General features: G+C 69.5%; 19 protein-coding genes. 13 read left to right on the forward strand and 6 right to left on the reverse strand.

Going from position 1 to position 25,002, the window contains the following annotated elements; genetic code table 11:
- Positions 1-4: 4 nt before the first annotated feature.
- From ACFX43_RS13670 to ACFX43_RS13680, 3 genes are read left to right on the forward strand one after another with little or no spacing between them, the layout of a single operon-like run.
- On the forward strand, positions 5-1,246 hold the full coding sequence (locus ACFX43_RS13670) for an MFS transporter (protein ID WP_378822606.1): 1,242 nt from the start codon (positions 5-7) through the stop codon (positions 1,244-1,246).
- On the forward strand, positions 1,243-2,274 hold the full coding sequence (locus ACFX43_RS13675; RefSeq protein WP_378822610.1) for a hypothetical protein: 1,032 nt from the start codon (positions 1,243-1,245) through the stop codon (positions 2,272-2,274). Before ACFX43_RS13670 ends, ACFX43_RS13675 begins: the two co-directional genes overlap by 4 nt.
- A gap of 59 nt (positions 2,275-2,333) precedes the next feature.
- Positions 2,334-2,966 carry a DapH/DapD/GlmU-related protein gene (locus ACFX43_RS13680; protein ID WP_378822613.1) on the forward strand — a complete coding sequence of 211 codons (633 nt, stop codon included), beginning with the start codon at positions 2,334-2,336 and terminating at the stop codon, positions 2,964-2,966.
- Between the two features lie 19 nt (positions 2,967-2,985).
- Here the strand turns inward: ACFX43_RS13680 and ACFX43_RS13685 are convergent, their stop codons facing one another.
- Both ACFX43_RS13685 and ACFX43_RS13690 read right to left on the reverse strand, forming a co-directional pair.
- On the reverse strand, positions 2,986-3,636 hold the full coding sequence (locus ACFX43_RS13685) for a LuxR C-terminal-related transcriptional regulator (RefSeq protein WP_378822618.1): 651 nt from the start codon (positions 3,634-3,636) through the stop codon (positions 2,986-2,988).
- A gap of 10 nt (positions 3,637-3,646) precedes the next feature.
- Entirely contained in the window at positions 3,647-4,399 is a 753-nt protein-coding gene (locus ACFX43_RS13690; protein WP_378822622.1) for a sensor histidine kinase, read from the reverse strand.
- A gap of 252 nt (positions 4,400-4,651) precedes the next feature.
- Between ACFX43_RS13690 and ACFX43_RS13695 the strand changes: the two genes are divergently transcribed.
- Positions 4,652-5,740 carry an LCP family protein gene (locus ACFX43_RS13695; protein ID WP_378822627.1) on the forward strand — a complete coding sequence of 363 codons (1,089 nt, stop codon included), beginning with the start codon at positions 4,652-4,654 and terminating at the stop codon, positions 5,738-5,740.
- A gap of 54 nt (positions 5,741-5,794) precedes the next feature.
- On the opposite strand, the gene ACFX43_RS13700 is transcribed toward ACFX43_RS13695, so the two are convergent.
- Positions 5,795-7,066 (reverse strand): DUF222 domain-containing protein, encoded by a 1,272-nt coding sequence (locus tag ACFX43_RS13700; RefSeq protein ID WP_378822636.1) that lies wholly within the window; start codon positions 7,064-7,066, stop codon positions 5,795-5,797.
- 354 nt (positions 7,067-7,420) lie between these two features.
- On the opposite strand from ACFX43_RS13700, the gene mtrA reads away from it, so the two are divergent.
- From mtrA to secA, 9 genes are all read left to right on the forward strand, one after another.
- Complete coding sequence (gene mtrA / locus ACFX43_RS13705; RefSeq protein ID WP_160027305.1) at positions 7,421-8,128, forward strand: MtrAB system response regulator MtrA; 708 nt, start codon at positions 7,421-7,423, stop codon at positions 8,126-8,128.
- On the forward strand, positions 8,125-9,741 hold the full coding sequence (gene mtrB / locus ACFX43_RS13710) for an MtrAB system histidine kinase MtrB (RefSeq protein ID WP_378822669.1): 1,617 nt from the start codon (positions 8,125-8,127) through the stop codon (positions 9,739-9,741). Before mtrA ends, mtrB begins: the two co-directional genes overlap by 4 nt.
- On the forward strand, positions 9,738-11,456 hold the full coding sequence (locus ACFX43_RS13715; protein WP_378822681.1) for an LpqB family beta-propeller domain-containing protein: 1,719 nt from the start codon (positions 9,738-9,740) through the stop codon (positions 11,454-11,456). Before mtrB ends, ACFX43_RS13715 begins: the two co-directional genes overlap by 4 nt.
- A 72-nt stretch (positions 11,457-11,528) precedes the next feature.
- Entirely contained in the window at positions 11,529-12,257 is a 729-nt protein-coding gene (locus ACFX43_RS13720; RefSeq protein ID WP_378822688.1) for a ComF family protein, read from the forward strand.
- Positions 12,258-12,648: 391 nt separating this feature from the next.
- Positions 12,649-13,290, forward strand: coding sequence for a ribosome hibernation-promoting factor, HPF/YfiA family (gene hpf, locus ACFX43_RS13725; RefSeq protein WP_378822698.1), 642 nt, complete (start codon positions 12,649-12,651; stop codon positions 13,288-13,290).
- Between the two features lie 114 nt (positions 13,291-13,404).
- Positions 13,405-14,085 (forward strand): response regulator transcription factor, encoded by a 681-nt coding sequence (locus ACFX43_RS13730; protein WP_045547972.1) that lies wholly within the window; start codon positions 13,405-13,407, stop codon positions 14,083-14,085.
- A gap of 99 nt (positions 14,086-14,184) precedes the next feature.
- Positions 14,185-14,655 carry a hemerythrin domain-containing protein gene (locus ACFX43_RS13735; RefSeq protein ID WP_378822719.1) on the forward strand — a complete coding sequence of 157 codons (471 nt, stop codon included), beginning with the start codon at positions 14,185-14,187 and terminating at the stop codon, positions 14,653-14,655.
- Positions 14,656-14,706: 51 nt separating this feature from the next.
- Complete coding sequence (locus tag ACFX43_RS13740) at positions 14,707-15,963, forward strand: winged helix-turn-helix domain-containing protein (RefSeq protein WP_378822725.1); 1,257 nt, start codon at positions 14,707-14,709, stop codon at positions 15,961-15,963.
- Positions 15,964-16,001: 38 nt separating this feature from the next.
- Positions 16,002-18,902 carry a preprotein translocase subunit SecA gene (secA, locus tag ACFX43_RS13745; protein WP_378822735.1) on the forward strand — a complete coding sequence of 967 codons (2,901 nt, stop codon included), beginning with the start codon at positions 16,002-16,004 and terminating at the stop codon, positions 18,900-18,902.
- Positions 18,903-18,908: 6 nt separating this feature from the next.
- On the opposite strand, the gene ACFX43_RS13750 is transcribed toward secA, so the two are convergent.
- From ACFX43_RS13750 to valS, 3 genes are all read right to left on the reverse strand, one after another.
- Positions 18,909-20,483, reverse strand: coding sequence for a tannase/feruloyl esterase family alpha/beta hydrolase (locus ACFX43_RS13750; protein WP_378822741.1), 1,575 nt, complete (start codon positions 20,481-20,483; stop codon positions 18,909-18,911).
- A 113-nt stretch (positions 20,484-20,596) separates the two neighbouring features.
- Positions 20,597-22,306 (reverse strand): LuxR C-terminal-related transcriptional regulator, encoded by a 1,710-nt coding sequence (locus tag ACFX43_RS13755; protein WP_378822751.1) that lies wholly within the window; start codon positions 22,304-22,306, stop codon positions 20,597-20,599.
- Entirely contained in the window at positions 22,282-24,957 is a 2,676-nt protein-coding gene (gene valS / locus ACFX43_RS13760; protein ID WP_378822758.1) for a valine--tRNA ligase, read from the reverse strand. Before valS ends, ACFX43_RS13755 begins: the two co-directional genes overlap by 25 nt.
- Positions 24,958-25,002 lie beyond the last annotated feature (45 nt).

The raw sequence follows: 25,002 nt of genomic DNA on the forward strand, positions 1-25,002 counted from the left end.
GCCGGTGTACCTGTCTCTCAGCGACCGTCCCACCTCGAGTGCCGAGCCGCGGCAGACCGGCGGGCGGGTCTCCCGGACCGTCGTCACCCTCGGCATCGTCAGCCTGCTGACCGACATCTCCTCGGAGTCGGTCTCGGCGATCCTGCCGCTCTACCTGACCGCGGTGGTCGGTCTCTCGCCGGTGGCGTACGGGCTCATCGACGGGCTCTACCAGGGCGTCTCCTCGCTGGTGCGGATCGCGGCTGGGTGGGCGGCCGACCGCACCGACCGGCCGCAGCCGGTGGCGCTGGCGGGCTACGCGATGAGCGCGGTCGCGCGGCTCGGGCTGATCTTCGCCGGTGGCTTCGGGACGATCTCCGCGGCGATCTCGCTGGACCGGGTCGGCAAGGGCGTACGCACGGCTCCGCGTGACGCGATGATCGCCGCCTCCAGCGACCCGGCGCACCTCGGCCGCAGCTTCGGCGTCCACCGGGCGCTGGACACGATCGGAGCCACGCTCGGGCCGCTCCTGGCGTTCGTGATCCTGTGGCGGATCGCCGACGGCTACGACACCGTGCTGGTCGTCTCGCTCGGCTTCGCGGTGCTCGGGGTGGCGACGATGGCGTGCTTCGTGCCGTTCCGCACCGGCGCCGTCCGCCGGACCGCTCCTCGCCGCAGCGAGCCGCGCCCCAAGGTGCGTTGGCGCACCGTCCTCACGCCCGGTCTCGCGCGGGTGACCGGGGTGTCGGCCGTACTCGCGCTGCTCACCATCGGTGACGGGTTCGTCTACCTGGCGCTGCTGGAGACCGGCGGCTTCGCGGCGCAGTGGTTCCCGGTCCTCTACGTCGGGACCAACCTCGCCTACCTCGCCTTGGCCGTCCCGATGGGCCGGCTCGCGGACCGGGTCGGGCGCGTCAAGGTCCTCGTCCTCGGCCATCTCCCGCTCGCGGCCGCCTACCTGTGCGCCGCGACCGGGTCCGGCGCGCTCTGGACGACGTGCGCCGCGGTGCTCCTCCTCGGCGTCTTCTACGCCGCGACCGACGGCACCCTGGCCGCGGTCGCCGGGCAACTGGTCCCCGAGACCGTACGCGCCAGCGGCATCGCCACCGCCCAGACCGCGGTCGCGCTGGCGCGGCTCGTCGCGGCGACCGGCTTCGGCCTGCTCTGGTACGCCGTCGGCCCCCGGGTCGCGATGCTCGCGGTCTGCGTGGTGCTGCTCGCGGCGATCCCGGCCGGGCTCGCCGTGATGCGGAGGGCAGTGCGATGACGACGTTCTGGGTCAAGCAGCGCACCGCGATCTTCGGCGCGATCGTCGTGCTCGTCACGGCCGGCGTGACGGCGTACGCCCTCTCCGCGATCGCGGAGAACGACCGGCGTACGTCCCGGGCGACCGACGCGACGACCACCTCCCTTACGCAGATCGAGAAGGGGCCCAGGATCCTCTTCCGGCACACCGGGCGCGACGCCGACTACGGCCACGTCGGCGCCGTGGCGCTGGCCGACCCCGGCGGCGCCCGGGCGCTCACCGACCTGAGCTGCGACCGGGTCTACGCGCAGGCGGAATCGATCTCGTGCCTGACGACCGAGCGGGGCGTGGTCAGCCGCTACCGGGCGACCGACCTGTCGACCTCGGCACCCGGGAAGGCCTGGCGGGAGGTCGACGGAACCGACCTGCCGGGGCTACCCAGCCGCACCCGGATCTCACCGGACGGACAGCTGGTCTCCTCGACGGTGTTCGTCAACGGCGACTCCTACATGGTCAGCGGCTTCTCGACGCGCACCCTGATCCGCCGGATCGGCGGGGCGAGCTACGGAGACCTGGAGAAGTTCAGGCTGGTCGTCGACAGCCGCAAGGTCTCCCCGGTCGACCGCAACATCTGGGGCATCACCTTCGCCGACGACGACCGCACCTTCTACGCCACCGTCGCCACCGGCGGACGGACCTACCTGGCCCGCGGCGACCTCACCGAACGCTCGCTGACGACCGTCGCCGACCACGTCGAGTGCCCCTCGCTCTCCCCCGACGGCACCCGGATCGCGTTCAAGGAGGCCGACAAGGACGGCACCCGGTGGACGCCCGCGGTCCTCGACCTCGCCACCGGGAAACGGACCGTGCTCGCCGGTGAGACCCACAGCATCGACGACCAGATCGAGTGGCTCGACGACGACACCGTCCTCTACGGCCTGGAGCGCGAGGGCGAGCCGGTCAGCGACATCTGGGCGCTCGACACCTCGGCCTCGGCGACCCCTCGCGTGCTCGTCCCGGAGGCGGCCTCGCCCGCGGTTCTACGCTGAATCGGGTACTCCATCGCGGGTCTGTCCAATCGCCGTCCGAGTCCCGGTTTGCTGTGGGAATGACCGTTGAGGAGACTCACGCCGCGCCCAGGATCGAGCCCAGGATCGAGCCCAGCGCGGACGTCGACGACCGTGCCACGATCGGCGACGGGACCCTCGTCTGGCACCTGGCCCAGGTCCGCGAGCACGCCCGGGTGGGCAGCGAGTGCATCATCGGCCGCGGGGCGTACGTCGGTCCCGGCGTCGTGGTGGGAGACCGCTGCAAGATCCAGAACCATGCGCTGGTCTACGAGCCTGCCGTGCTCGAGGACGGCGCGTTCGTCGGGCCGGCGGTGGTGTTCACCAACGACTACCTCCCCCGTGCCGTCAACCCGGACGGCACCCTCAAGGACGGCGAGGACTGGGAGGCCGTCGGCGTGACCGTACGCACCGGCGCCAGCATCGGCGCCCGGGCCGTCTGCATCGCGCCTGTCACCATCGGTGCCTGGGCGATGGTCGCGGCGGGCGCCGTGGTCACCCGCGACGTACCCGACCACGCGCTGGTCGTCGGGGTCCCGGCGCAGCGGATGGGCTGGGTCGGGCACGCTGGCGCGCCGCTGGTCGCCCAGGGAGATTCCTGGCGCTGCCCGAAGACCGGCACGCTCTACGGTCTGCGCGGGACGAGCGAGGACGACGGCCTGGTCGCGCTCTGACGAGCCGATCGACCGCGGGTCAGGCGGCCCGCCACTCGGCCTTGTGGGCGATGCTGACCGCGGCGATCTGCGAGGAGACGCCGAGCTTGGCGAGGATCGACTTCACCTGGGTGCGCACCGTCGCCTCGGACACGACACGGAGCTTGGCGATCTCGCCGACGGTGAAGCCGGCCATCAGGTGCTCGAGCACCTGCGACTCACGCGGGGAGAGCTGGGCGAGCCGGCGACGGATCTCGATGACACCCTGCTCCTGCCCCACCCAGGCCCGGATCAGGCGCTCACGGTCGTCGACGTCGAGCACGCTGAGGCCGTAGTTGAGCCTGCGTACGGTGCCCAGGATCTCGCCCAGCGGCACCGTCTTGGACAGGACCGTACGGGCCCCGACGTGCAGGGCGTGCCCCCAGCGGGTCTCGTCGGTCGAACCCGTCACCACGACGACGTCGGCACCCGCCCGGGCGAGCGGGGCGATGAGGCGTACGCCCGAACCGTGCTGGCCCAGGTCGAGGTCGAGCAGGACGATCCGCGGCTGGGAGCGCATGATCAGCGAGGTGAGCTTGGCCTCCGACGGCGGTTCCTCGGGAAGGTCGACGCGGTGGGCGTCGTAGCCCTCGAAGGTGAGGGCCAGCTCGAGAGACTCGGCGAACAGGGTGTGGTCCTCGACGATGGCCACCTTCACCCTTTTACGCGGCGACACCACGGTGACCTCCCCGGGTCGGGATGTCGTGCTGGTCGGCCCCGTCGCCTGCCCTGTCGCCTGCCCTGCCATCAGCACAGCCGAGCATCGGGATGCCGAGGACGAAGGCGGTGCGCTCGCTCGCCTCGACCAGCTCGAGGTAGCCGCCCTGGCGTTCCATCAGGTCTCGCGCGGCGTGCAGGCCGATGCCCTGGCCCGTCGACCCCGGTCGGCTGACGCCCCAGGCGAAGATCCGCCGGCGCAGCTCGGGCGCGACCCCCGGGCCGTCATCGGTCACCGCGATCTCGACCGAGGTGCTCGCCGGCTCGGCGGCACGTACCTCGATCCGGACCGATCCGCTCCCGTGGGCGGCGGCGTTGTCGAGGAGCACGTTGAGCGCCTCGGTCAGCTGGTCGGAGTCGCCCAGCGCCAGCATCCGGCTGGGGCGCCACACCACGTCGGTCCCCTTGGCCTCGTGGGCGAGCACCATGGTGGCCACCACGGAGTCGAGGTCGATCACCTCGGCCCGCATCTCAGCGGCCTGCGGCTCCGGGATCCCCGCCCGCGCGGCATCCTGCTGCCGGCGGACCATCCGCTCGAGTCGCTCCAGCTCGCTCTGCACCATCGCCGTCATCGCGGCCCGCCGGTCGTCACCGATCGCGCCGGGTGAGTTGAGCAGCGTGGTCGCCGCCCGGATCCCGGCCAGCGCGGAGGCAGCCTCGTGCAGCCGGGCACGCTCATCCCGACCGACTCTTGACATTGACACAGCTCTCCCCTGGTCATCCTCTTCGTGCCACGCCCTCCCAAGACGCAGCCAGGCGGCATGAAACACGCGTGGACCCGAGGGTCCGACGTGAACAGCGCCGTACGGCAAAGGGACTGTACTCACTCAATCCGGGGGACGTATCGCCTACCTATTTTTGGTTACCGGCCGTTACCGACTGGTGCCTCAAATTGAGGAATGGCGAGCATCTGGACCCCATCTGGAGGGAGTCCCGGGTCCCATACTCAGGTGGCCATCCTCGATCATCCGCCCGTGCCGCCGCAGCCGGAACCTGCGGACGAGCCCCCCGCGCGCGGATGGCGTCGTGCCCGCAAGCCGCTGATCGGGCTGCTGGTGTGTCTCCTCCTGCTCTGCGCCGCGGCCCTGACCGGGATCCTGTGGCTCCAGGCGAAGGTGGAGGGAAACATCCAGCGGCTGCCCGACACGTTCACCGGGCTCACCGACCGGCCTGCCAAACCAACCTCCGGGTCGGCCGCCGACGCGATGAACATCCTGGTCCTCGGCACCGACACCCGCTCTGACATGCCCACCACCGGGGCCGAGGCCCCCGGCTGGGAGCCGGGCCAGGCACGCTCCGACACCATGCTGCTCGTCCACATCGACGGCGACCGCGACTCCGCCTCGGTGATCTCGATCCCGCGCGACTCCTGGGTCGACATCCCCGGTCACGGCAAGGGCAAGGTCAACTGGGCCTACTCCTTCGGTGGCCCCAACCTCACGGTCGAGACCGTCGAGAAGATGACCGACGTACGCATCGACCACCTCACCGTCATCGACTGGGACGGCTTCAAGGCCCTCACCGATGCGATCGGTGGCGTCGACATCGACATCCCGAAGACCGTCTACGACTCCGCCCGCGACGTCCGCTGGGAGGCCGGCCGCCACCACCTCGACGGCGAACAGGCCCTCCTCTACGTACGCCAGCGCTACGGCCTTCAGGACGGCGACCTCGACCGCGTCGCCCGCCAGCAGGCCTTCTTGCGGACCCTCCTCAAGCAGACCCTCGAGCAGGAGCTGCGCAAGAACCCCGACCAGGTCCTCGACCTTCTCACCCTCTTCTCGAAGCACGCCTCCGTCGACGACGAGTGGTCCACGACCCAGATGGCCAAGCTCGCCGCTTCCCTCCGCAACCTCCGCACCGACGACATCAGCTACCTCACCGTCCCCACCGACGGCACCGGTATGGTCGGCGACCAGTCAGTCGTACGCCTAGACCCCTCCCGCGACCGCGACCTATGGCGCGCTGTCCGTGAGGATCGGATGGGCGATTGGGCCGACGACAACCAGGACCTGCTGACGCCCGACGTGGTGCGCTAAGTGTCACTCGGCCCATCGTTCTCTTAGGGCCGGCGGCCGCCGACCCTGCCCGGATCAGCCGGCCAGGGCGCGCCGAGTGAACCGGATCCGCCCGTCCGGGAGTCGCTCATACCCGTAGTTGGCGTCGTGGATCCGGCGATGGTCGCTCGGGCAGAGCAAGACCATGTTCGCCAAGTTCGTGAGGCCGCCTTCGGACCACGGTTTGAGGTGGTGGGCTTCTGTCCAGGCTGCGGGTGCGTCACAGTCCTCTGCTTGGCAGCACTTGTCGCGTAACCGGAGTGCACGGTGTTGGATCGGATGCGCCAACCGGGCGGTACGCCCGAAGTCGAGGATCTCGGAGTCGGTGCCCAACACGACCGGGACAAGATCGGCCTTACAGGCCATCCGACGAGCCTCAGCGGCAGTGATCTGCTCGCCATCGAACCCCAGGGCAGCGGTGCCGAGATCCTTGCGGAGGTCCTCCACGCTCATCGTGATGAACACCGTGGTCCCATGCCCACCGTGGCGGGGCAGGTTCTCGACGTCGTAGGTCTCGACCACCCGGGCAAACGCCTGACCCAGCAACCGGTCATACGGCGCTTTGCGGCCACGGTTCTCGGCCGAGAGCTTCCGCGGCTGCGCCAGGGAGTCCAGCAGGGTCCGCAACCTCATCCCGACCGCACGGGAGACGCGGGCGTGGATGTCGATGGTGCCGTCGCCGTTGTCGCGGGACGAGAAGAAGGTGCGCCGCTGCGCGTGCTCCTCCTCCCGCTGCAAAGCCTTGGCCTCAGCCTGCTCGAACCGCTCGGGGTCGATCTCGGCCAGGATCCGGCGCCCGACGATCTTCAACTCGTTCGCCGTCAACCGGGTCGCATAGTCGACCAGCAGCTTCTCGGCCAGGACCAGGTCCTGGGCACTGGCGGCGGGGTCGGCCTCGATGGCGTCGAGGGCTCGGGTGATCACCCTCGCCTTGTCCTGGGACACCACACCCTCAGCCAGACCGGCGGCCACGAGGTCGTACTTCGCGATCCCGGCGGCGAGTTTGACCTGGGAACGGGCTACGGCCTTGTCGACCATGAGCTCGGTCCGCATCCACCCAGACGCGTCCTTGGCGCCGGTCTCCTCGGCGATGTCGCCGGCAGAAGCGAGCACCCGCAGCGTCAACGCGGCCTGCTGAGCCTGGAGCTTCTCCAACCGCTCCAGCAAGTCCTTCTTCTGCCCGGTCCGCCAGTAGGCGGGATCGGTGGCCAGCAGGTCGTGGAGGGCGGTCTCGATGGCCTTCAAGGCAGCGTCAATCACCTCGCCGGGGTTGGTTCCCCAGGGGTCGATCTCGCGGCCGAGACTCATCGCCATCCCCCTTCAAAGAGGTGTTGTGATAGGCCTGATTCTACTCCTCGAACACCTCAAGGACCAGACATTTATGCAGGTCAGACGCCATTTCGCGGCGAGCGAACGACCTCAAACCTATGGATGGTAAGTGGCCCGAAGGGCCACCCTTCCACCCCATCAACCTCACCCTTCCCAGCAAGAATCCGCTGCGCCACACCCGGGCCGCCGCCCCGATAGCCAGCCAAATCTTTCTCGACGGGCCCCGGTGTCAAGGACCGCGAAGCGGCCGGCGAAGCCGGCGGCCGAAGGCCGTCCTTTACTCCGGGGCCCGTCGAGAAGACCCTCAANGCACTGGGTGACAGAATCGGACACATGGCCGATCGCAGTGCTCCCGACCAGCCCGCCAAGGGAAAGGTCCTCGTCGTCGATGATGATGCCTCGCTGAGCGAGATGCTTGCGATCGTGCTGAGACAAGAGGGGTTCGACTCACAGCTCGTCGCTCGTGGTGACATGGCGCTGCCGGCGTTCCACGACTACAAGCCCGACGTGGTGCTGCTCGACCTGATGCTTCCCGGGATGGACGGCATCGAGGTGTGCAAGCAGATCCGCAAGGAGTCGGGTGTGCCGATCGTCATGCTCACCGCGAAGGGCGACACGGTGGACGTGGTGGTCGGGCTCGAGTCGGGGGCCGACGACTACGTGGTCAAGCCGTTCAAGCCCAAGGAGCTGATCGCCAGGATCCGGGCGCGGGTCCGCAGGCACGGCGACGCCGTGCCCGAGGTGCTGGAGATCGGCGACCTCACCATCGACGTGGCCGGCCACCAGGTGACCCGTGGCGAAGAGCAGATCCAGCTCACGCCGCTGGAGTTCGACCTGCTGGAGTGCCTGGCCCGCAAGCCTCACCAGGTCTTCTCCCGCGAGGTGCTGCTGGAGCAGGTGTGGGGCTACCGTCACGCCGCCGACACCCGGCTGGTCAACGTGCACGTCCAGCGGCTGCGCTCCAAGGTCGAGCACGACCCGGAGAACCCCGAGATCGTCGTCACCGTCCGCGGCGTCGGCTACAAGGCAGGGCCCGTGTGACACTCCAGCAGGTCGTCCGCACGACAGCCCGGACGCCCAAGAGGCTCCTGACCACCTGGCGCCGGTCGATCCAGACCCGCGTCGTGGTCTACACCGTGCTCCTCACCGCGGCCGCCGTCAGCCTGGTCGGGCTGATCCTGCTCGAGCAGATCGGCGACGAGCTGGTCCAGGACCGGGTCGCCGCGGCGAAGGCGGAGGCCTCCGAGGAGCTCTCCGCGGCCCGCTCGAGCATCGCGGAGACCTCGGGCGCCAACGGCGGCACCCCGCTGCAGCGCAACGACCTGGGCGACCCGATCATCCAGCGCAGCGTCTCGCGCGGCTACGGCGTCGTCATGGCCGGTCCGGTGACCTCGACCTCCGGCCGGATCAGCGACGACGGTGTCGAGTGGACACCCGGTGTGGACGTACGCAGCGTCCCGCGCACCCTCGAGGACCGCTTCCAGACGATCCGCGCCGAGCCGGCCTGGACCTACACCCGGATCTCCTACGACGACGGCGAGCGGTCCTCGACCCCCGGCATCGTGATCGGGTCGCAGCTGGAGCTGCACGACGACACGTACAACATCTACTTCCTCTTCCCGATGGACCAGGAGCAGGAGACGCTCGGCGTCATCACCCGCGGGCTGCTGGCCGCCGGCGCGATCCTGATCCTGCTGATCGGTGTCGGCAGCTGGATCGTGACCCGCCACGTCGTCACGCCCATCCGGATCGCCCGCAGGACCGCCGAGCGGCTCGCCGCCGGCCGCCTCGAGGAGCGGATGGTCGTCCACGGCGAGGACGACCTCACCGGCCTGGCGATCTCGTTCAACCAGATGGCCAGCGGGCTGCAGAACCAGATCCGGCAGCTCGAGCACCTCTCCCGCGTCCAGCGACGGTTCAGCTCCGACGTCTCCCACGAGCTGCGTACGCCGCTCACCACCGTCCGCATGGCCAGCGACGTCCTCTACGAGGCCAGGGACACCTTCGACGCCCCGACGGCCCGGGCGGCAGAGCTGCTGCAGACCGAGCTGGACCGGTTCGAGACGCTCCTGAGCGATCTGCTCGAGATCAGTCGCTTCGACGCCGGCGCGGCCGTGCTCGACCTCTACGACACCGACCTGACCGCTTTGGCCCACGCCGTCGTCGAGGCCTACACGCCGCTCGCCGACAAACGTGACATCGAGCTGAAGGTCGTCGCTCCGAGCCATCCGTGCATCGCCCAGGTCGACCATCGCCGGGTCGAGCGGATCGTACGCAACCTGGTGGCCAACGCCACCGACCATGCTCTGGTGGGGCAGACCGTCACCATCCGGATCGACAGCGACGAGCACGCGGCGGCCCTGACCGTGCGCGACCACGGTGTCGGGCTGGCCCCGGGGGAGACCGCTCTCGTCTTCAACCGGTTCTGGCGTGCCGACCCCGCCCGGGACCGTTCCAGCGGCGGCACCGGCCTGGGCCTGTCGATCTCCCTCGAGGACGCCCATCTCCACGGAGGCTGGCTGCAGGCCTGGGGCCGTCCGGACCAGGGTGCGCAGTTCCGGCTCACGCTTCCGCGCTACGCCGGCGCGGCGCTGCGGCACAGCCCGCTCCCGCTCGTCCCGGCGGACGCCCGCGACACCCTGGAGGCATCGTGAGACCCGTCTTCGCAGTCTTCCTGGCCGCGCTCGCGCTCTTCGTCTCGGCGTGCTCGGGCGTGCCCGACTCCGGCCCCGTCCAGAGCGTCGACCTGGCCGCGCCGGACGCGCAGGAGGAGGTCATCCCCTACAACCCCGGCGCCCCGCGCGCGGGAGCGTCCCCGGGCGAGATCGTCGACGGGTTCCTCGATGCCATGAAGGCCACCCCGATGAGCACGGCCTACGCCCGCCGCTACCTCACCAAGGACGCGGCGATGAACTGGGCGCCGGCCGGCCGCACCCTGGTCTACGGCGAGCTCGGCAGCCACGTCAGCTCCTCGCCGCGGGTGTCGGTGGAGCTGGAGGACGCCGGCTGGCTCGACGAGCGGGGCGTGTGGCGCGGCAAGCTGGCAGCCTCACAGGCGATCCTCGACTTCGAGCTGACCCGCGCCGAGGGCGAGTGGCGGATCAGCTCGGCGCCCAACGCTCTGGTGGTCGAGGAGGACTGGTTCCTGACCCACTTCGCCCGCAGCAACCTCTACTACGTCGAACCGACCGGTCACACCCTGGTGCCGGAGCCGATCTTCGCCCCCAAGGGCACCTCCTACGCCACCACCCTGGTCTCCAGCCTGCTGAGCGGGCCGGGGGAGGAGGCGCAGGGCGTGATCCGCAGCGCGCTCCCGCCAGAGGCGGACGAGCCCCGCTCGGTGGACGTACGCGACGGGGTGGCCGAGGTCGACCTCGCCGGTGACCTGGATGACCACAGTTCCGAGGACCTTCAGCTCATGGGCGCCCAGCTGGCCTGGACCCTGCGACAGGACGTCAGCGTGGAACGCATCCGGCTCACGATCGACGGCGAACCGGTGATGCTGCCGGGCTACGGTGAGACGTTCAGCGTCGACAGCGGCGGCGGCTACGACCCCAACGGCAACACCGCCAGAGTCGACCTCTACGCGCTCCGTGGCGGAGCGCTGGTGACCAGCACCGGCGAGAACGGCGACCCGTGGGTGCCGGTGCTCGGCGCCTGGGCGAAGTCCCACGGTGTCACCGATGTCGCCGTCGACGCCGACGGCTCGACCGCCGCCGCGATCACCGCCGACCGCACCGGCGTCGTCGTCGGCCAGCTGACCAGCGATGGCGAGCTCACCAGGGCCCCGGTGAAGGGCACCCGGCTGCTGAGGCCCTCCTGGGACCTCGCCGGCCGGCTGTGGCTTGTCGACAAGGACTCCACCGGCGCCCGGGTGATGTACGTCGACGGCGGCCGCCGCGTCCGCGTCGCGGTGCCCGGCGTGACGGGGGAGAACGTGACCCGGTTCCTGGTCTCCCGTGACGGCACCCGGTTCGTGGCGGTGATCGACGGCGAGTCCTCGGACCGGATCGTGGTCAGCCGCCTGCAGTCCAGCTCGAAGGGCGAGATCACCACCGCGACGTCGGCCGTCCTGCTGCCGCACCCCGACTCCGCGACGATGCGGGTCACCGACATCGCCTGGACCTCGCCGACCACCATCGTCGCGGTCCAGCAGATCAGCTCGACCGCGCTCTTCCAGTCGGTCTCGCTCGACGGTGCCCCCAGCGGCGAGCGCTACACCCTCAGCGACCGGGTCACCGGCGTCGTCGGTTCCCCGGTGGCCTCGGCCCGCCTCTACGCCGTCTCCAGCTGGACCCTCCTGGACCCCCTCGACCGGTTCGACCTGGAGCTGCCCTCCGACCTCTCCGACATCACCTACCAGGGCTGACTCTCCACAGCTTCATCCACAGGTACGCAGCCCCTGGTTGCCCCGTCGCGCGCGCCCTGGTCGACTCGGGCCATGAGCTTCGCTGCGCTCGATCGCTTCGACCTTGCCGACGCCTGGCACGACCTTGTCGTCGGCGGCCGCTGCGTCGCCTGCCGGCGGCCCGGCAGGCTGCTCTGCCACGACTGCCGGGCCGACCTCCCGGACACGGCCCGGCCGAGCCCGCCGAGCCCGGCGCCGACGGGCATCGCCCCGGTCTTCGCGGCAGGGCCCTACGAGGGCACGCTGAAGCAGCTCGTCATCGGTCTCAAGGAGCACCAGCTCCTCGGGCTCCGCAGGCCTCTGGCCAGCCTGCTCGCGCTCTCCGTCCTCGAGGCGATGGCGACGACCGGTGCCGGCCCGACCGTCCTCGTCCCGGTCCCGTCACGCCCGGCCTCCGTCCGTGAGCGCGGCCTCGACAGCACCGCGGCGATCACGCGCGGGGCAGCCGCGATGCTGAGGCGGCACGGGCTCGGCGTACGCCACCACCAGCTGCTCCGCACCAGACCGGGCGTCGCGGACCAGGCCGGTCTCGACTCCAGGCAGCGACAGGCCAACCTCGACGGTTCGATCACCTGTCCCGCGTCCGGCATCCGGACACTTGCCCGGAAGATCCCGCGAGCGACGCTCATCGTCTGCGACGACGTGATCACCACCGGCGCGACCGCGCGGGAGGCTCAACGAGCGCTGGAATCGGTCGGTCTCGGCGTGAAAGCGATTGCGACCGTCGCGGCCACCCAGCGTCGGTCTCGCGTTCAAATGTAGGAAACCGTCATGTAATTCTGTTGAAGGGCTTTCGTGGGGCAGATCGGCGAACTACCGTCACTACATGGAGTCCGCCTGGGTCCGTGGTTGCGTCGCAGAGAGGTCCGCATTGCGGGCATCCGAGCGGCAAGCCGATGCCAGTCGCAGGCGAAACGGTCCACGTAACCCTGGAGACAGGGGATCACGGTGCGGCTTAGAGATAAGTCCTGCCCTTGCCCTCCCGTCAGATACGGGAACCAGCAAGGAGAAGGTGGAGTGGCATCAAGCTGCTAAGCCTCAGCAGGCGATTGTGGGGTCGAAAACCAGGTCGGCCGGGCGGACTCCGTACCCCGGAGGTCACATGCGCTGACCGTCCGGGATCCCGCCAACCCCGAAACACCGGGAGGTACCGATGGAAGTTGTCGTCACGGCTCGCAACGCCGAGGTCTCAGACCGCTATCGCGCTCACGTAGCAGAGAAGCTCGCGAAGCTCGAGAAGCACGACCACCGCATCATCAGGATCAACGTGGAGGTCGACAACGAGCCCAACCCGCGCCAGCACAAGGGCGCCGTACACGTCGAGCTCACCGCATACTCGAAGGGTCCGGTCATCCGGGCCGAGGCGTGTGCCGAGGACAAGATGGGGGCGCTGGACCTGGCTGTCGACAAGATGGCTTCCCAGATGCGCCGGGCCGCCGACCGCCGCAGAGTCCACCGCGGCCGTCGTACGCCGGTATCCGTCGGACAGGCACTCGCGGGCATCGAGCCCGACGGCCTGGCCACGACGTCCGAGTCCGAGCAGCTCGAGGAGGAGACCGTACGCGAGCACCAGGTCGGTCCGATCACGGTGACGGGGGAGGGGCCCTTGGTGGTCCGGGAGAAGACGCACACCGCGGAGCCGATGACGCTCGACCAGGCCCTCTACGAGATGGAGCTGGTCGGACACGACTTCTACCTCTACATCGACAAGGACTCGATGCGGCCGGCGGTCGTCTACCGCCGGCGGGGGTACGACTACGGGGTGATCGCGCTCAACCGCGCAGACCTCGTGTGACGGCTGTGGCGAGCGACTGCTCGTAAGCACGTCGGCCGGGACTTTTCCATCCCTCAGATGGATCAGTCCCGGCCATTCTCTTTGCATTCATCAGTTACGTGCCATGATGCTTTCGTGTCATCTACATCTGGTGCCGATCGTGAGCCGGTCCGCGTCCTGGTTGTCGACGACCAGGAGCTCTTCCGAAGGGGCCTGGTCGCGCTGCTCGCGAGCGAGCCCGGCATCGAGGTCATCGGAGAGGCGACCAACGGCATCGAAGGCACCGAGCGCGCCGCGGCTTCCGCTCCGGACGTCGTGCTGCTCGACGTACGCATGCCGAAGCAGACCGGACTGGAGGCCTGCGTCGCCATCAAGGAGGCCGTTCCCTCGGCCAACATCATCATGCTGACCGTCTCCGACGAGGAGGCCGACCTCTACGACGCGGTCAAGGCCGGCGCGATGGGCTACCTCCTGAAGGACTCCTCGATCGACCAGGTCGCCCAGGCGATCCGGGTCGTCGCCGACGGCCAGTCCCTGATCAGCCCTTCCATGGCGGTCAAGCTGATGGAGGAGTTCAAGCAGATGTCCCGGCCGGACCGCTCCCCGGTCCCCGGTCCCAAGCTCACCGACCGCGAGCTCGAGGTCCTCGGCCTGGTCGCCAAGGGCCTCAACAACCGCGAGATCGCCAAGCGGCTGTTCATCTCGGAGAACACGGTCAAGAACCACGTACGCAACATCCTGGAGAAGCTCCAGGCCCACTCGCGCATGGAGGCGGTCATGTACGCCGTGCGCCAGAAGCTCCTCAACGTCGACTAGGCTGACGCCAGCGTCGCGTGCCGGTGGCAGACCGTGTCAGGCATGGAGGCGCCGGATTCGAAGGAGCACGACTGATGTTGTCGTCCCCTTCGCCCTCACGTGACTGAGGGCGAGAAGACCAGGCTGATCGCCTGGAGCAACGAGATGCGCGACGTGCACGAGCGTCTGCGCAAGGCCCTGCGGGTGACGCAGGAGGCCATCGCCGCGGGAGATCCCGCCGAGCCCGCGGCTCGCGACCTGCTGCTGTTCTGCCATGGGTTCTGCGCGGCCCTGACCGGCCATCACGAGGGCGAGGACCGGGAGCTGTTCCCGGCGATCGCCCGGTCACACCCGGAGCTGCGCGAGACGATCCGCTATCTCGAGCAGGACCACTCCATGATCGGCCATCTCCTCGGCGGTCTCCAGGCCGCCGTCGATCGGGCCGCAACCCCCGAAGACCTCGGGAAGCACCTCGAGGGCATCGCCGCGATCATGGAGTCCCACTTCCGCTTCGAGGAGCGCAAGCTGCTGAGCGTGCTGGAGACCTTGGAGCTCGAAATCGACCCTGGCAGGGTCTTTGGGCCGCTCTGACGAGTCGGTTCCGGACGAGACTTGTCCGGAACCGGCTCTAGAGTCGGACTCGTGCCCAGCTCGCAGACACACAGCCGCTCTCAGACACTCAGCCGCTCCCAGGCCCGCCGGATCGCGCTGGCGGCGCAGGGGTTCGCCGACAAGCCCCACACGACGCCGACGATGCGTACGTTCCAGCGCACGCTGGAGCGCACCGGAGTCCTCCAGATCGACTCGGTCAACGTCCTGCAGCGCGCGCACTACATGCCGCTATACAGCCGGATGGGGGCGTACGACACCGGGCTCCTGCACCGCGCCAGCAAGGGCCTCAAGGACCGCAGGATGGTCGAGTACTGGGCCCACGTGCAGGCGTTCATGCCGGTCGAGCTCTGGCCGCACATGCAGTGGCGGATGGACCACTACCGCGCCCAGAAGGGCTCGAAGTGGTGGGGGAGCGTGCCGGACGGGATGAAGGAGAAGGTGCTGGCGCTGGTGGCCGAGCAGGGGGCGCTCACCGCGCGCGAGGCGGCCAAGGCGCTCGACGACGCCGGCCCGCAGACCAAGGACCATTGGGGCTGGAACTGGTCCGACTCGCGCAAGACCCTCGACATCCTCTACATGTTCGGCGAGCTGGCGATCTCGCACCGCAACGACCAGTTCGAGGTCGCCTACGACCTGCCCGAGCGGGTCATCCCGCGGATCCACCTCGACACGCCGACGCCGTCACCGGAAGAGGCCCACCTCGAGCTCGTCCGCCGCGCCACCCGGTCTCACGGGGTCGGCACCGCCAAGGACATCGCCGACTACTTCCGGATGCGCGTCGACGACACGACACGCGCACTCAACCAGCTCATCGACGCCGGCGAGGTGGAGCCGGTCGTGGTCGAGGGCATCCGCAAGCAGGCGTACCTCTTCTCGGGGTCCCGCCTCCCGCGGCGCGTAGCGGCCCGTGCGCTGCTGAGCCCGTTCGACCCGCTGGTCTGGGAGCGGGAGCGCACCGAGGCGCTCTTCGACTTCTTCTACCGGATCGAGATCTACACGCCGGCGCCCAAGCGGATCCATGGCTATTACGTGCTGCCGTTCCTCCTCGGCGAGCACATCGTGGGCCGCGTCGACCTGAAGGCCGACCGCAAGAACGGAACGCTCCAGGTCAAGGGCGCATACTCGGAACCAGGTGCGCCCGTGGAGACGGCCATCGAGCTCGCGGCCGAGCTCGAGCGGCTCGCCGGATGGCTCGGCCTGAGCGCCATCGAGGTCGATCCCAAGGGCGACCTGGCACCCTGCTTGCGCCGTTGGTGTGAGTGGGCGACCGGGAGGTGGGTAGAGTGAGCGTGCTATCTGTCTGCCGCTAGTAGGAGCCCGCCACCGTGGCAATTCTCGACAAGATCCTTCGCCTCGGCGAAGGCAAGATCCTTCGCGAGCTCGAGGCCATCTCGAAGGCCGTCAACGCGATCGAGGACGAGTTCGTCGCGATGAGCGATGACGAGCTGCGCGGGATGACCGACGAGTTCAAGCAACGCCTGGAGAACGGCGAGGATCTCGACGACATCATGGCCGAGGCGTTCGCCACGGTCCGCGAGGTCACCAAGCGCGTCCTGGGCCAGCGTCACTACGACGTGCAGATCCAGGGCGGCGCGGCGCTCCACCTCGGCAACATCGCCGAGATGAAGACCGGTGAGGGCAAGACCCAGACCGCGGTGCTCCCGGCCTACCTCAACGCGCTGGCCGGCAAGGGCGTCCACGTCGTCACGGTCAACGACTACCTGGCCAAGTTCCAGGCCGAGATGATGGGCCGCATCTACGGCTTCCTCGGCCTCACCGTCGGCGTGATCCTGCCGCAGATGACCCCGGCGCAGCGCCGCGAGGCCTACAACTGCGACATCACCTACGGCACCAACAACGAGCTCGGCTTCGACTACCTGCGCGACAACATGGCCTCCTCCATGGCCGACCTGGTTCAGCGCAGCCACTTCTTCGCGATCGTCGACGAGGTCGACTCGATCCTCATCGACGAGGCCCGCACCCCGCTGATCATCTCGGGTCCGACCGAGGACGACGTGAAGTGGTACGACGAGTTCGCCACGATCGCCAAGACGCTGACCAAGGACGTCGACTACGAGGTCGACGAGAAGAAGCGCACCATCGCCGTTCTCGAGCGGGGCATCACCCGGGTCGAGGACCACCTCGGCATCGAGAACCTCTACGAGGCGGTCAACACCCCGCTGATCTCGTTCATGAACAACTCGATCAAGGCCAAGGAGCTCTTCCGCCGCGACAAGGAGTACGTCGTCGCCAACGACGAGGTCCTGATCGTCGACGAGCACACCGGCCGCATGCTGGCCGGTCGCCGCTACAACGACGGCCTGCACCAGGCGATCGAGGCCAAGGAGGGTGTGAAGGTCCGCGAGGAGTACCAGACCCTGGCGAGCATCACCCTGCAGAACTACTTCCGTCTCTACGAGAAGCTCTCCGGCATGACCGGTACGGCCATGACCGAGGAGTCGGAGTTCGACAAGATCTACAAGCTCGGCGTGGTCCCGATCCCGACGAACAAGCCGATGATCCGCAAGGACCAGCCCGACCTCGTCTACCGCACCGAGGAGGCGAAGTACGACGCCGTCGCCGACGACATCGTCGAGCGCCACAAGAAGGGCCAGCCGGTGCTGGTCGGCACCGTCTCGGTGGAGAAGTCCGAATACCTCGGCAACATCCTCAAGAAGCGCGGAGTCCCGCACACCGTCCTCAACGCGAAGTACCACGCCGACGAGGCCAAGATCGTCGCGCTGGCCGGCCACAAGGGCGCGGTCACCGTCGCCACCAACATGGCCGGTCGAGGCACCGACATCATGCTCGGTGGCTCCGTCGACTTCCTCGCCGACCAGGAGCTTCGCAAGCAGGGCCTCGAGCCCGCGGGCGAGACCGCCGACGCGTACGAGCAGGCCTGGGCGCCGACCGTCGAGCGGATCAAGGAGCAGGTCGCCGCAGAGCACGAGGAGGTCACCAAGCTGGGTGGTCTCTACGTCCTCGGCACCGAGCGCCACGAGTCCCGCCGCATCGACAACCAGCTGCGTGGTCGTTCCGGCCGTCAGGGTGACCCGGGCGAGTCCCGCTTCTACCTGTCGCTGGAGGACGACCTGATGCGCCTGTTCAAGGGCGAATGGGTCGACCGCATCCTGACCACCCTGAAGATCCCCGACGACGTGCCGATCGAGGCCAAGTCGGTGACCAAGTCGATCGCCAACGCGCAGACCCAGGTCGAGGGCCAGAACTTCGAGTCCCGAAAGAACGTCCTCAAGTACGACGACGTCATGGACCGTCAGCGCAAGGTGATCTACGCCGAGCGCCGCGAGGTGCTCGAGGGCGCCGACCTCGAGGACCAGATCCGCACCTTCATCGACGACGTCGTCACCGGCGTCGTCACCGGCGCGACCCAGGACTACGCCGAGGAGTGGGACCTCGACCAGCTGTGGACCGACCTCAAGCAGATGTGGCCGGTATCGGTCGAGCCCGAGAAGCTGATCGCGGACGCCGGCGGCAGCAAGGACGACCTCGACCGCAACGAGCTGATCGAGATCCTCAAGAAGGACGCCCAGGAGGCGTACGACCGCCGCGAGGAGGAGATCGGCTCCGAGGGCATGCGCGAGGTCGAGCGCCAGGTCGTCCTCTCGGTCCTGGACCGCAAGTGGCGCGAGCACCTCTACGAGATGGACTACCTGCGTGAGGGCATCGGTCTGCGGGCCTACTCGCAGCGCGACCCGCTGGTGGAGTACCAGCGCGAGGGCTACGACATGTTCACCGCGATGATGGACGGCATCAAGGAGGCCGCGGTCGGCTACCTGTTCAACCTGGAGGTCCAGGTCGAGCAGGCGGAGCCGGAGTTCCACTACCACCCCGACGGCACCCGTCACGCCGGTCCGATGCACGAGGGTGCGCTCGCCGAGCCGCCGGTCGGTGTCGGTCAGGCCGGCGGTCTTCAGGACATCTCCGCTGCCCTGAAGTCGCAGTCCACGGAGCAGGCGCCGAGCGGGTCGCCCCACATCGTCGCGCCGGGTCTGCAGAAGCCTTCCGCCCCCAAGCACCTGGCCTTCTCCGGCCCGGACGAGCAGGGTCAGGCCGAGGCGCAGGGCAACACCGTCAGCAACGCCGACGACCTGTACGCCAAGGTCGGCCGCAACGAGCTGTGCCCCTGCGGCTCGGGCAAGAAGTTCAAGCAGTGCCACGGCCGCCCCGGCGGCCCGACCGGCCTCACCACCCGCGTCAACGGCTGAGGACCCTCAGCACACAACCCGTGGAGGGCTGTACGTACCAGANGAGGCAGATGTCGCGCTCGGTGGTCGTCCCGTCGGGGGCCACCGAGGTCGCGGCCAGGTGGTCGGGGCGTGGCCGTTCTCGACCCACCTCACCAAGGCGCCAAGCGGATCCGTCGGCGCGGGGCCGGCTCCGGCCTGGCAGTGCGAGGCACCGGGGGCGACGAAGACACGGTAGAAGTCGTCGATGTCACCGAAGCGCCGGGCGACCTTGTCGCGGTAGCTCAGCGTGCCCGCGAGCGGGACGAGCTGGTCGTCACCGCCGTGCCAGGTCAACAGCTTGGCGCCGGCGCGACGCAGGCCCGACAGATCGGTGTCGTCGCTACCGATGACCCGGTGGTACTCCTCGACCGACTGCGCGAACAGCCGCTCGTAGTCGGCGTAGGTGATGGTGGAGACGTCGAAGCCGGGGTCCTTCACAAGCAGGTTCTGCACCCACGATGACGCCACCGGGAACGGTGCGGGGCCGGCCAGGTAGCCGAGGTCGGCGCTGGGGGTCAGCCCGAACCAGAGCCGCTTCCCGTCGGCAGCGCGCGGGCCGTCCCAGATCTTCTCGACCACGGCCGCGTCCCGAGCCGAGATCGTCAGCTCCTCGCCCTCGCACAGGACCGTCTCGCCGACCAGGGAAGCAGCGTCGAAGTCGCAGGCGATCGCGTTGCCGACGATGCCGTCGATCGCTCCGTCGTCGCCGTCGCACGCCGCTCTGGCAGCGGCGGTGAAGGCGTTGAGCTCACAGGGCGAGAGGTGGTTGTCCTCCTCGTTCATCACGACGTACGGCCACAGGTCACCGACGGCGAAGCGGTCCCAGGAGATCGCCGGGGCGGCGGCGAGGATCCCGTCGAAGTCGCCCGGGTGTCGCTGTGCCTCCATGTAGCCCTGGCGTCCGCCGGTCGAGCAGCCGTTCCAGTACGCGTGGTGCGCGCCACGACCGTAGAAGTCCTTCGTGATCGCCTTGCCGAGGACGGCCAGCTCGTGGGGTCCGCGCTCGGCGAAGTTCTTCAGCACCGTCGTGTTGACGCGGCCGTCGTCGGTGAGGGCCCAGTCGGCGGTGAAGCCGGTGGTCGGGGTCGCACCGGCGTCGGTCGTGCCGACCGCGTACCCGGCCTTGACCGCGGTCGGAAGGCTCGGCCCGAAGTCGCCGCCGAGGTAGCCGCTGCCTCCGAGCGCCTGGAAGCGGCCGTTCCAACCGGTCGCGGGGAGCCAGACCTGGATCAGCTCCCGGTCGCCGGCCGAGCCGTGGGTGAGGGTCACGTCCACCTGGCAGTAGGGCGGGACGCCGGTGACCGGCGGGGGCGGCTCGGACGCTCCGGGCTGGGGCGGATAGGTCAAGGTGCCGCCCTGCTTCGGTGCGGCACTGACCGACACGATGCGGGCATCCTTGGGCGGCGCGAGTACGGGTGCCACACACCTGTCGGCACTCTGGGGCGTTGCTCTGTCGGACACGGCCGGGGGCGTCTCGGCAGCAGTGGCGCCGGGATGCACCGCCGTCAGAGCAGCGGCCAGCGGCAGTGCGGCGGCTGCTACCAGCAGCAGTCTCTTCATCGTCTCTCTTCTCCTCATTGGCCCGCTCGGTCGGGCATACGAGGAGACTTCCGGCACTGGTGCCCGGCCGGCGCCAGGGTGATGCCCTGGTGCACACCCTGGCCGGTGCCGGCTCACTGGTTGCGCAGGGCCGCGGCCAGCTCCCGCCTCGAGGAGATGTCGAGCTTGGTGAAGATCTTGCGCAGGTGCCATTCGACCGTCCGCGGGCTGAGGAACAGCACTGCGCCGATCTCCGGGTTCGTCCGCCCTGCGGCAGCGAGCCGCGCGATCTGGGCCTCCTGGGCGGTGAGGTCGACCTCGGCTCCGCGCGTACGTGTCCGGGCGACGCCGCCTGTCGCCGCGAGCTCCCGGGCCGCGCGCTCGGCGAACGCCTCGGCGCCGATGCTCGCGAACAGCTCATGCGCCGCCTGGAGCTGCTGACGACCCTCGGTGCGACGGTTCTCCCGGCGCAGCCACTCGCCCAGGAGAAGCTGAGCCCGAGCCGCGTACAGCGTCATGCCCGCCGAGGTGAGCTCGTCGATCGCCGTGCGGTAGTGCTTCTCGCCCTCGCCGGAGGTGTCGGTCAGCGCGTCGGCGTAGGCCGCCGTGCCGCGCGCCCACGGCGAGTCGACGACCGAGGTACGTGCGACGAGCCGGTCGCGCCCCGCCGCCGCGACGTCGTCCGCCCCGCTGCGGGCCGCCGCCTCGACGACCTCTATCAGAGCCCACTGCATCACCGCCAGGTCCTCGAACTCGATGGCCTCCTGCGCGGCCGCGAGCGCGTCGCGGTAGCGACCGAGGCCATTCGACAGCACGGCCCGGCCGTACGCCGCCACCCCCAGGTTCCAGCCGACCCCAGACGCTCGCGCGTCGCTGACGGCGGCATCGATGGCGGCCGTCGCCTCCTCGTCGCGTCCGCGGTAGGCGGCCAGGATCACGGCGCTCGCGGGATGGGGCGACACGCCGACCATGGCGCCGAGAGCGTCGGCCTCGTCGAGGATCGTGGCGGCCTCCTCGAAGCGGGCGGCATGGATCAGGGCAGTGGCGCGGAAGGTCAACGCGGCCGCCAGCAAGGACAGTCGTCCGCTGGCGCGGGCATTGCTCAGCAGGTCCTCGGAGCGTCCGAAGTAGGCCCCGGAGTCCCAGACCTCGTGGGTGACCGCGCTGCACAGCCACGCCAGCTCGAGATCGGTCTCGATCCCGATGTCCTCGACGGCGCCGACGAGCAACGACACGGAGGCGGCGTGCCCGTCGAGCACCCAGGTGCTCAGCCCGGTCAGCAGGCGGCCGACCGCATCTTCGCCACGAGGAGCGCCACGGCCCGCCAGGGCGGCCCGGCGCAGATCGTCGCCGCCCAGCCTCCCCGCGTTGATCGCGGCGGCGATCGCAGCCAGGTACGTCGTGCGGGAGAGCCCGGCATCGAGCTGCTCGAGCCGACCGGCGGCCTCGAGCAGTGGCGGTACCACGGACGGTCCGGTGTTGAGCGCGAACGCCAGCCGGGCGCGCAGACGCTGCACCTGGGCGAGCTGGGCCGGGTCGAGGGGTCCGATCTCGGCGGCGTCGAGCAGCTGCGCGGCCTCGGCGATCGCGCCGGCAGCGAAGCGTGCCTCGGCCGCGGCCAGGGCACGCCCGGCACGTGTCGCCGGGTCGGTGGTGAGCTCGACCGCCCGCTCGAGGAATGCTGCCGCGGCGGCCCGTCCGCCGCGCGCCAACGCCCGGTCGGCAGACTCCTCCAGCTCGGCGGCGACGGCCTCGTCCGGCCCGATCGCCGCATGCGCCCGATGCCAGGCCCGCCGGTCAGGGTCCTGCGCGGGGTCGGTCACCTGCGCGAGCGCGTGATGCACCGCCCGCAGGGCGGCGGGCCCGGCCGAGCGCCGGCTGGCCGAGCGGACCANGCGGTGACGGAGACCTCGGTGGCGTTGTCGTCGACGGTGAAGAAGAGGTCGCCGACGATGTTGCCGACCCTCTTGAGGTCCGGTGCCGCGGCTTCGGCGTCCTTGACCAGCTTGGCCGGGCCGGTGACCTCGGCCTTGGCCAGCGGGTGGCGCATCTTCACCTTCGCGGTCGACTTCGCGCCGCGGATCCCGGTCAGGGTCGCCGCGACGGCGTCGAGCGCAGCCGGGTCGGCGGCGGCAGCGGTGCCGAGCTCGAGCTCACGCGGCCACGAGGAGGTGTGGATGGAACCGGTCTGCCACCACGACCAGACCTCCTCGGTGACGTACGGCAGGAACGGCGCCAGCAGGCGCAACTGGACGTGGAGAGCCGTGGCCAGCGTCGCGCGAGCGGACTCGGTGGCGAGACCGCCGTCCTCGTCGTAGGCGCGTTCCTTGACCAGCTCGAGGTAGTCGTCGCAGAACTCCCAGAAGAACTTCTCCGAGGTCTCCAGCGCCGTGGAGTAGTCGTAGGCCGCGAAGGCGTCGGTCGACTTGGTGATCGTCTCCTTGAGGCGGGCCATCAGCGCGCAGTCGACCGGCTGGGTGATCGCGACCGGGTTCAGCGTGGTCGCGCCGACGTTGCCGAGGACGAACTTGGAGGCGTTGAGGATCTTCATCGCCAGGCGGCGACCGACCTTCATCTGGGTCTCGTCGAACGGCGAGTCCATGCCCGGGCGGGTCAGCGCGGCACGCCAGCGAACCGCGTCGGCGCCGAACTTGTCGAGGATCTCGGTCGGGACGACGACGTTGCCCTTCGACTTCGACATCTTCTTGCGGTCGGGGTCGAGGATCCAGCCGGCGATCATCGCGTGGCTCCACGGGACGGTGCCGTCCTCGAGGTGGGCGCGGACGATGCGGCCGAAGAGCCAGGTGCGGATGATCTCGTGGCTCTGGGTGCACAGGTCCATCGGGTAGACCCGGCTGAACAGGTCGGGGTCGGCCTCCCAGCCGCCAGCGATCTGCGGGGTCAGCGACGAGGTCGCCCAGGTGTCCATGACGTCCGGGTCGCCCTGGAAGCCGCCCGGCTTGCCGCGCTGCGCCTCCTCGTAGCCGGCCGGGACGTCCGTGGACGGGTCGATCGGGAGCTGGTCCTCGCTCGGCAGCAGCGGCTTGTCGTAGTCGGGGTTGCCCTCGGCGTCGAGCGCGTACCAGACCGGGAACGGGATGCCGAAGAAGCGCTGTCGGGAGATCAGCCAGTCACCGTTGAGACCGCCGACCCAGTTGTCGTAGCGGTGGCGCATGTGCTCGGGCAGCCAGGTCAGGTCGCCGCCGCGGGACAGCAGCTGCTCACGCAGCTCGGGGTTGCGACCACCGTTGGTGATGTACCACTGCCGGCTGGCGACGATCTCGAGCGGCTTGTCGCCCCGCTCGTAGAAGTTGGCCATCCGCTGGGTCTTCTTCGGCTCGCCGTCGAGGTCACCGGACTCGCGGATCATCGCGACGACGGCCTCGCGGGCCGAGTGGACGGTCTTGCCCTTCAGCTCCTCGTACGCCGCGACCCCAGCCTCGGTGGTGATCCACTCCGGGGTCTCGCGGGAGAAGCGGCCGTCGCGGCCGATCAGGGCGCGGGCGGGAAGATTGAGCTCACGCCACCACTGGACGTCGGTGAGGTCACCCCAGGTGCAGGACATCGCGATGCCGGCGCCCTTGTCCATCTCGGCGGCCTCGTGAGGCAGGACGGGGATCTCGACGCCGAAGATCGGGCTGGTGACGGTGCTGCCGAACAGGTCCTTGTAGCGGTCGTCGTCGGGGTGTGCGATGAGCGCGACGACGCTCGGGATCAGCTCGGGGCGGGTGGTCTCGATGTGGACCGGGGTGCCGTCAGCGCGGTGGAAGGCGACGCGGTGGAAGAAGCCGGGGTAGTCCTTCGCCTCCAGCTCGGCCTGGGCGACGGCGGTCTGGAAGGTGACGTCCCACAGGGTCGGCGCCTCCTGCAGGTAGGCCTCGCCGCGGGCCAGGTTGCGCAGGAACGCCTTCTGCGAGGCGGTCTGGGAGACCTTGCCGATGGTCGTGTACTGCTGGTCCCAGTCGAAGGAGAGACCCAGGGTGCGCCACAGGTCCTCGAAGACCTTCTCGTCCTCGACGACCAGCTGGTTGCACAGCTCGACGAAGTTGGGCCGGCTGATCGAGATCTGGCGCTTCGGGTCCGGCTTCTCGGGCGGGGTGAAGTCGGGGTCGTAGGGAAGGCTCGGGTCGCAGCGGACGCCGAAGTAGTTCTGGACCCGCCGCTCGGTCGGCAGACCGTTGTCGTCCCAGCCGATCGGGTAGAAGACCGACTTGCCGTTCATCCGCTGGAAGCGGGCGATCAGGTCGGGGTGGGTGTAGGAGAAGACGTGGCCGACGTGCAGGCTGCCGGAGACGGTGGGCGGCGGGGTGTCGATCGAGTAGACGTTCTCGCGCGGCTGGGTGCGGTCGAAGGCGTAGGTCTTCTCGTTCTTCCACTGCTCGGCCCACTTGGCCTCCAGGCCCTCGAGGACCGGCTTGTCCGGTACGGCGACTACGCGCTGCTCAGCGGGCGTAGTCGTCTCCGGTGCGGTCTGCGTGGGCGTGGTCTCAGTCATGGGACCAAATCCTATGGGCGCGCGGTGGCTGGCGCGAAACCGGTT

The organism is Nocardioides sp. YIM B13467 (genome assembly GCF_042788075.1).
GTDB lineage: Bacteria > Actinomycetota > Actinomycetes > Propionibacteriales > Nocardioidaceae > Nocardioides.